The organism is Paraburkholderia bannensis NBRC 103871 (genome assembly GCF_000685015.1).
Taxonomy (GTDB): domain Bacteria; phylum Pseudomonadota; class Gammaproteobacteria; order Burkholderiales; family Burkholderiaceae; genus Paraburkholderia; species Paraburkholderia bannensis.
The window spans coordinates 23,851-31,429 of sequence record NZ_BAYA01000057.1; the positions used below are offsets into that span (position 1 = coordinate 23,851).

The 7,579-nt window shown below is 62.5% G+C and carries 6 protein-coding genes; 5 read left to right on the plus strand and 1 reads right to left on the minus strand.

Annotation, left to right across the window (positions count from 1 at the left end; genetic code table 11):
- The first annotated feature begins 14 nt into the window (after window positions 1-14).
- Entirely contained in the window at window positions 15-1,778 is a 1,764-nt protein-coding gene (locus BBA01S_RS38245) for an AMP-binding protein (RefSeq protein WP_042298585.1), read from the plus strand.
- Window positions 1,779-1,854: 76 nt separating this feature from the next.
- Window positions 1,855-2,796: a DUF1571 domain-containing protein gene (locus BBA01S_RS44740; RefSeq protein ID WP_052392078.1), complete on the plus strand. Its 942-nt coding sequence runs from the start codon at window positions 1,855-1,857 to the stop codon at window positions 2,794-2,796.
- A gap of 330 nt (window positions 2,797-3,126) precedes the next feature.
- Here BBA01S_RS44740 and BBA01S_RS44745 read toward each other — a convergent pair whose 3' ends face one another.
- Window positions 3,127-3,741, minus strand: a complete 615-nt coding sequence (locus BBA01S_RS44745; RefSeq protein ID WP_052392079.1) for a thioredoxin fold domain-containing protein — start codon at window positions 3,739-3,741, stop codon at window positions 3,127-3,129.
- A 438-nt stretch (window positions 3,742-4,179) separates the two neighbouring features.
- Here BBA01S_RS44745 and BBA01S_RS38260 point away from each other — a divergent pair, with 438 nt between their 5' ends.
- The 3 genes from BBA01S_RS38260 to BBA01S_RS44750 all read left to right on the plus strand — a co-directional run bounded on the left by BBA01S_RS38260 (window position 4,180) and on the right by BBA01S_RS44750 (window position 7,556).
- Window positions 4,180-5,220: a glycosyltransferase family 2 protein gene (locus BBA01S_RS38260; protein WP_027821012.1), complete on the plus strand. Its 1,041-nt coding sequence runs from the start codon at window positions 4,180-4,182 to the stop codon at window positions 5,218-5,220.
- 103 nt (window positions 5,221-5,323) lie between these two features.
- A complete protein-coding gene (locus tag BBA01S_RS38265; protein WP_281177043.1) occupies window positions 5,324-6,463 on the plus strand; it encodes a DegT/DnrJ/EryC1/StrS family aminotransferase in 1,140 nt (379 codons plus the stop codon).
- A 1-nt stretch (window position 6,464) separates the two neighbouring features.
- Entirely contained in the window at window positions 6,465-7,556 is a 1,092-nt protein-coding gene (locus BBA01S_RS44750; RefSeq protein WP_042298579.1) for a glycosyltransferase family protein, read from the plus strand.
- Window positions 7,557-7,579: the final 23 nt, after the last annotated feature.

The window sequence follows — 7,579 nt, forward strand, 5'->3', positions numbered from 1 at the left end:
TCCTGGAGACAACCATGGCAGCCCAACTGCAAACGCAGACGGCGCCAACGGATGGCGCGCGGCACGCCGCGCCCGATACCGATGGCATCTGGTACGCATCTTATCCCGCAGGCGTCGCGCCCGAGATCGACGTTTCAGAGTACGAAACGATCACGCAATACTTCGATGAATGCGTCGCGCAGTTCCGCGATCGCGTCGCGTATGTGAGCGTGGGATCGTCGTTGACCTATGGCGACCTCGCGCGCAAGGCCGAAGCGTTCGCCGCGTGGCTCCAGGGCGTGGGCATCGCCCCCGGCGAACGCGTGGCGATCATGCTGCCGAATACGTTCCAGTACCCCGTCGCGCTGTTCGGTGCACTGAAGGCCGGTGCCGTCGTTGTCAACGTCAATCCGCTCTATACGCCGCGCGAGCTGGCGCATCAGTTGAAGGACAGCGGCGCGCGCGCGATCGTCGTGTTCGAGAACTTCGCGAAGACGCTTGAAGAGGCGCTGCCGGGCACGCGTATCGAGCATATCGCCGTCACCGGCCTGGGCGACCTGCTCGCGGATGGCCTGAATTTCAAGGGCAAGCTGCTCAACTTCGTGCTGCGCCATGTGAAGAAGATGGTGCCGAAGTACACGCTGCCTCAAGCCGTGCGCCTGCGCGATGCGCTGCAAACCGGTGCGCGCCGCACGCTCGCGCCTGCGCTGCGCACGAGCGGAGACCTCGCCTTTCTTCAGTACACCGGAGGAACAACGGGCGTGGCGAAAGGCGCCATGCTCACGCATCGCAATATCATCGCCAATGTATTGCAGGCGAAGGCGTGGTCGGCTTCGCAACTGACCGGCGAGGTCGAAACCGTCCTCACGCCGCTGCCGCTCTATCACATCTATTCGCTGACGGTGAACGCGCTCATCTTTCTGGGGCTGGGCGGGCGCAACATCCTGATCGCCAATCCGCGCGACACCAAACGCATGATGATGATTCTGCGCCGCGAGACCTTCACCGGCATCACGGCGATCAATACGCTCTATAACGCGCTGCTCGACGACGATGAGTTCTGCAAGCGCGACTTCTCTGCGCTCAAGCTCGCGATGGCGGGCGGGATGGCGACGCAGAAGGCCGTGGCCGATCGCTTCAAGGCCGTGACGGGCCAACCGATCGTCGAGGGTTATGGCCTCACGGAATGCTCGCCCATCGTCGCGACCAATCCCGTCGAGATCGGCAACATGCGCGATTTCGCGGGTTCGATCGGCTTGCCGGTGCCGTCGACGCAAGTGCGCTTTCGCCGCGAGGACGGCTCGTGGGCCAATGTGGGCGAGGCCGGCGAGCTCTGCGTGAAAGGCCCGCAGGTGATGCTCGGCTACTGGAACCGGCCCGACGACACGGCGCAGGTGCTCGACGCCGATGGCTGGCTCGCGACCGGCGACATCGGCGTAATGGACGCGCAGGGCTTCATCCGGCTCATCGACCGCAAGAAGGACATGATCATCGTGTCGGGCTTCAATGTGTACCCGAACGAGATCGAGGAGGTGATCGCGATGCACCCCGAGGTGCGCGAAGTCGCCGCCATCGGCGTGCCGGATCCCGTGCAGGGCGAGCGCGTGAAGGTGTTCGTCGTCGCGCGCGATCCGTCGCTCACGGCCGACGCGGTGATCGCGCATTGCCGCCTGCAACTCACCGGCTACAAGGTGCCGCGCGCCGTGGAGTTTCGCGACGCCCTGCCGCAAACCAACGTCGGCAAGATCCTGCGGCGCGCGCTGCGCGACGAGGAAATTGCAAAGCAGCGCGTGAATTGAGCGCCGCCTGTGTGCTGTCTTTGCCGTCCTGCTTTTTCGCTTCACTCAAACAAGCACTGATACAGGGAGACACATCATGAAGACGATCGATTCCAGACGGGCTGCGGGCGTCGCGACACGGCACACGTTGCGCGTGGCCGCGTTGGCGCTCGCGCTGAACTGCGCGACGGCGTTCGCCCAGGACGATGCGGCCACCGACGCCAGCACGCCGCAGGCGAGCACCGCCAGCCCGTCGGGCAACGCGGCTGCGGAAGTGAGCAAGCTGTCCGTCGAGCAGCAGGTGAAATGGCTGCAACGCGCGCAGAAAAGCGGCGCGCTCGTGAAGATGGACGATGCGCAGCTCACTGCGCTGTTCCAGACGCTCGACCCGCTCGTGGTGCCGACCGTCATCAAGCTCGGGCCGTCGGGTTATCCATCGTATGAATTCGTGCTGTCACGCTGGGAGCGCCTGAACGGCAAATGGCCGGGCAAGCCCGCGCATATGCTCGTGAAGCTCGAACACGATCCGCTGCGTATCTACGCGAAGTGGCTGCCCGACGGCGAGCATTCGGGCGAGGAAGTGATTTACGACGCGTCGAAGAAGCCCGACGAAATGTATGGCCACCTGGGCGGCCTGCTGGGCGTCATGCCGATGTGGACGGCGCTTGACGGCACGCTCGCGCGCGCGCAATCGAATCACAAGATCACGGACCTGGGCACGGAGTTCATCGTGAGCCAGTTCATGACGGACGCGAAGAAGTATGTGGAGGTGGGCGCGCCGTACAAGCCCGACGTCGAGGTCAAGACCATCAACGGCGTGCGCGTGGTCGCGCTCACCTATGTGTCGCCGAGCGGCAAGCCGCAGTTCTACGCGAAGAAGCAGACGCTGGGGCTCGATCTGCGTCATCCGTACTTCCGCACCGTCGAAGCCTATGGCGACGACGGCCAGATGTTCGAGAAAATCGTGATCGACAGCATCACGCCGAAGTCGTTCGACGCCGAAGTCTTTGATCCCAAGAACCCCGACTACAAGTTCTGATGCCGAAGTGCGCTTGAGGTGAGCGTTTTCGGGACGCTAGCGACGGTGATGAAGGCGGCCTGCGCCGCCTTCACCGCTTTAAAACACGCCCGGATTGTGTCGGAGAGACATCGGAGGCACATCGTTAGTTTCACAAACTGCTTCCTGGCGCGTATTCGGTGAGCGTGGGCGTTCGTCGCTCGCTCACCTCGCTTCGCGTTGCGTGGCGATCCGCATGCCGACTCCTGGAATTCCTCACCATTACGTCGGCGACGTCATTGCGGTGACCTCGCCGCACGGCGGCGTCCTCACCCTGCGGCTCCGCCTCCTGGAACGCCTCACCTCAGCTGCCTAGCGATACTTCTGCAGCTCCGGGTCGGTGATCGGCTGTTGCGGCAGGTTGAGAAGGCCCGCCAATGTGCCAAGCCTGGGCACGCCGTCCAGATCGGCCCAGCGCCCGCCCGAGCCCTGATAGATGATCGTGGGCGTGCCCTGGAAGCCGAGATCCTGAAAGAGCTGCGTATTGCGGTCGATCTGTGCCTGCGCCGCTGCCGGAATCTGCGCGAGGGGGGCAATGCCGCCCTCTTCGTCCTTCTCGGAGTAGTGCGTTTCCAGTTCCTTCAGGAGTGCCGCACTATTCTTCGACTGGAGCAGCGCAGCGGCCTTGCCCGCCGAGTCAGGCTTCAGGAAACCGAGCGGAATCCAGTGAACCTGCAAGCCTGCCGCTTCATACGGTTGAAGCGCCTTCCATACCAGGTGACAGAAAATACAGTTGGGATCCATGAAGACGTAAAGCGTCGACTTCACGTTCGCTCCGCTCGCGCCTTCAACGATGGCGCTTGCACCTTGCAGACGCGTGGCCGCGCTCGCAGGCAACCATGCGGGCTCGTCGGCGGCCATTGCGGGTGCGGCGCCCCACGCGCTCAGTGCGCCGGCTGCGATCAGGCTGTAAATCCACTTCTTCATTCATCACCTCGGTAGTGCTGCGCGCGGGCCCGCAACAGGCGCGAGCCCCGACGCGAAGCCCCGTATCTTATGGCGCGGCGGTGGCGTGCCCCTGACGCCAATATGGCGCGCGTGTCAGGCGCGCCAGCCAAAGGTGAGGGTTTGCGGGAGCCGATGATGAATGGAGCGTGCGGCCTGGGTTGCGCGGGCACCGTTGCACTTTCGGATAGCGAATGAAGCGCTTTGCGCGCTTGCGCACGGATGTCGGTTCGCACCGCATCGTTATGTTGAACAGCCCACACAGCGACGCGGATAGCGGTGGCGCCCCGGTTTATCCATGCGCTATAAGATTACCAACAACTTTCATTTTGCTATCGACAAGGACATCGACGTCAATCGTTGTTCAGCTGCACGGCGTAGACCGGCACGTCGCGGAACAACGAGCACGGGGGGCAGGAAGTGAAGGCAATAACCATCGTCATCTGTAGCTACAACTACGAGCGGTTTTTGCGCGAGGCCATCGATTCGGCGCTTGCGCAGGATCCGGAACTGACCCGGGTAGTCGTGATCGACGACGGCTCGACCGACGGCTCGCGCGCCATCATCGCGAGCTACGGCGATCGCATCGTCCCCGTGTTCAAGGCTAACGGCGGACAGGCGAGTTCATACAATCTCGGGCTCGATATGGCGGAGACGCAATACATCCTGTATCTCGACTCCGATGACGTGCTCTATGAAGGTGCCATCGCGCAGGTGGTCGACACCTTCGAGCGCGGCGGCTACGGCAAAGTGCAGTTCACGCTGAACGTCATCGACGGCCTGAGCCGCCCGACCGGCGCGCATGTGCCCCACACGCAGCCACCTGCCGAATGCGGCGCGTTACTGCGCAATGGCTGGCTCTATCCGTCGCCGCCTGCGTCGGGCAACGCATACCGCGTGAGCGCCCTGCGTCGCATCCTGCCGCTGCCGCAGGCCACGCGGCGCGGCATCGCAGCGGACTTCTTCGCGATCTATGGGGTCGCGCTGGTCGGCAAAGTGGGCGTGATCGACCAGCCGCTCGGCGGATATCGCGTCCACGGCGCGCCGGATCAGCAAGGCGCGAAAGCCATGTCACATGCGTCATTGTCGATTGCGAACTCGCAGGATGTTGCCGAAGTCGTACGCGCCTTTCCGCAGCGCTGGCAAGCCCTGCGCGAACTCGTGAACGAGCGGCTGGGCGAGCAGCTTCCCGAACACGCGATGGACTTTTCGTACGAGAAAGCGCATCTGTGCATGCAGGTCTATGAGGCGCAATGGTCGCGTCGTTCTCACTGGATTGTGTTCGGATCGCGCCGATATTTCCGCTCGATTCTCGCGAATCCGTTCTGGACGCTGCGCAAGAAGTTCTCGGCGGTCGCGCTGACGCTCCTGTGCCTTTTGCCGCTACGCAGTGTGAGCGATCACGCGATCCGCTATATCGCGAATCCGCTCGCGCGCGGCACGCAGGATCACCGTTCCTGAGTTGTCAATTTAGTTTCATTCCTGAACACGAATCAGTTTTTTCGTCATCCTTACTAATTTATTCTTCACTCAGTCGATTGCTTCTTGCAAGGGGCCAGCCATCATGATGAACGACACGAAAGCCGCCGTGGTGCCCGTCACCCAGCCCTTTTTGCCGCCACTGGAGGAGTTCGTGCCCTGGCTTGAAAAGATCTGGCAGAACCGCTGGGTGACCAACGACGGCCCGCTTCATCATCAGCTGGAACAGGCGCTGTGCGAGCATCTGGGCGTCGAGCACATCTGCCTGTTTTCGAACGGTACGCTCGCGCTCATTGCGGCGCTGCAAGCGCTCGACATAACCGGCGAAGTCATCACGACGCCGTTTTCGTTCGTTGCGACCACGCACGCGATTCACTGGAACGGCGTGAAGCCCGTATTCGCCGATATCGACCCCGTGAGCCTCAATCTCGACCCTGCACGCATCGAGGCCGCGATCACGCCCGACACACGCGCCATCATGCCGGTGCACGTGTACGGCAATCCATGCGATGTCGAGGCGATCGAACGCATCGCCGCGCGCCACGACCTGAAGGTGATCTATGACGCCGCGCATGCGTTTGGCGTGCGCTTTCGCGAGCGCTCGATCCTGAGTTTCGGCGATATGTCCGTGCTGAGCTTTCACGGCACCAAGATCTTTCATACCTTCGAGGGCGGCGCGATCGTCTGCCGCGACGCGCAGATGAAGCGCCGCATCGACCAGCTGAAAAACTTCGGCATTCAGGACGAGGTGACCGTCATAGGCCACGGCATCAACGGCAAGATGAACGAAGTCCAGGCGGCCTTCGGGCTCGTGCAGCTTCAGCATGTGGCGCAGGCACATGCAGTGCGCGCGCGCATCGACGCCCATTATCGCGAGCGCCTGGCTGGCGTGAAGGGCCTGCATCTGCATGAGATGCACGCAGACAGCCGCGCTAATTACGCGTATTTTCCGGTGCTCGTCACGCCCGAATTTCCGCTAAGCCGCGACGAACTCTATGCGGAACTGCGCGCGCGGCAGATTACGGTGCGCCGCTATTTTTATCCGCTGATCAGCGCGTTTCCTGCTTATTGCAATCTGGCGTCGGCGGCGCGAGAGAACCTGCCGGTGGCCGAACAGGTTTCGCAACAGGTTCTTTGCCTGCCGATCTTTCCGATGCTAGAGCGCGAGGTGCAGGATCGCATCATCGATATCGTTCTGGCCACAGCAGTTGCGCGGGCGGCCTGAGATGCGTCACCCCGCTCAAGGCAGGCCGCGTGCGCTGATATCGCCATTCACCAACACGACCAATCCGTACATCGACCTGCAGAAGCAATTGCTGTGCGATATCGGTTATGACGTACGGCCGCTTTCGGTGCGCTATTTGATGAGCGGCGGCATCGTCGATCTATTCAGGCATCCGAACCTGATTGTGCTGCACTGGATCGAGTTGCGAGCCTTCACCGACAACGGCCGACGCGTGGTGCCGCGCCTGCGCGGGCTGCCCGTGGTGATGCTGTATTGCGTGTTGATGGCGCTGAGTCGCGCGAAGGTAGTGTGTGTCGTGCACGATCACGCGGTTCATAACGCGCGCGGCGCCGTGCGCGCGTTTTCGGTTGCGCTGATGTCGCTCGTGCGCAGTCTCGCCGATGTGCGCGTCGTACACGACGAGCATTATGTCGCGCAGTTTCGCGCGCAGTATCTTCCGCATCCGTTGTATTGGGATGTGCCCGGGCGTTCAGTACATGCCGCGCGCGATGATTCGCGTGCGCCTGCGTTCGCGATTCTCGGCACAATCGAGCCATATAAGGGCATTGCGCAGGTGCTGGAGAGCTGGCCTCCAGGCCATGCGCTGACCATCGCTGGGCGCGGCCAGGCCGCGTATGTCGCTGCATTGCGTGAGATTGTGCGGGCGCGGGATCTGGCGGCTTGTGTGACGCTCGATGCGCGCTTTCTGAGCGATGGGGAATTCGATGCGCAACTCAACGCAGCGGACGTGGTGATCCTGGCTCATGTGGCCGAATCGATGCTGGTGAGCGGCGCGTTCTTCGAGGCGATCGGGCGGGTGCCCGTGATCATCGCGCGCGCCATTCCGTTTACGCGCGGTATGGCGGCGCAATTCGACAATGTGCTGCTGTTCGAGCACGAAGATGAGTTGCCTGGGCTCGTGCGCTATGTAGCCGCGAACTGGCCGCGTCTGGCGTCGCCCGAGGCAATCGCCGCAAAACGTCAGAAGGCTATCGCGACGTTCGGCTGGGAGGTGTGCCGGCAGCGTTACGCGCAGTGCTTCGACGCGGCAATGGGCGGAGAGAGTGTGCCTTTAGCTTCGCTTCGCGATTAGCTTTTCGCACGCGTAAACGCCAG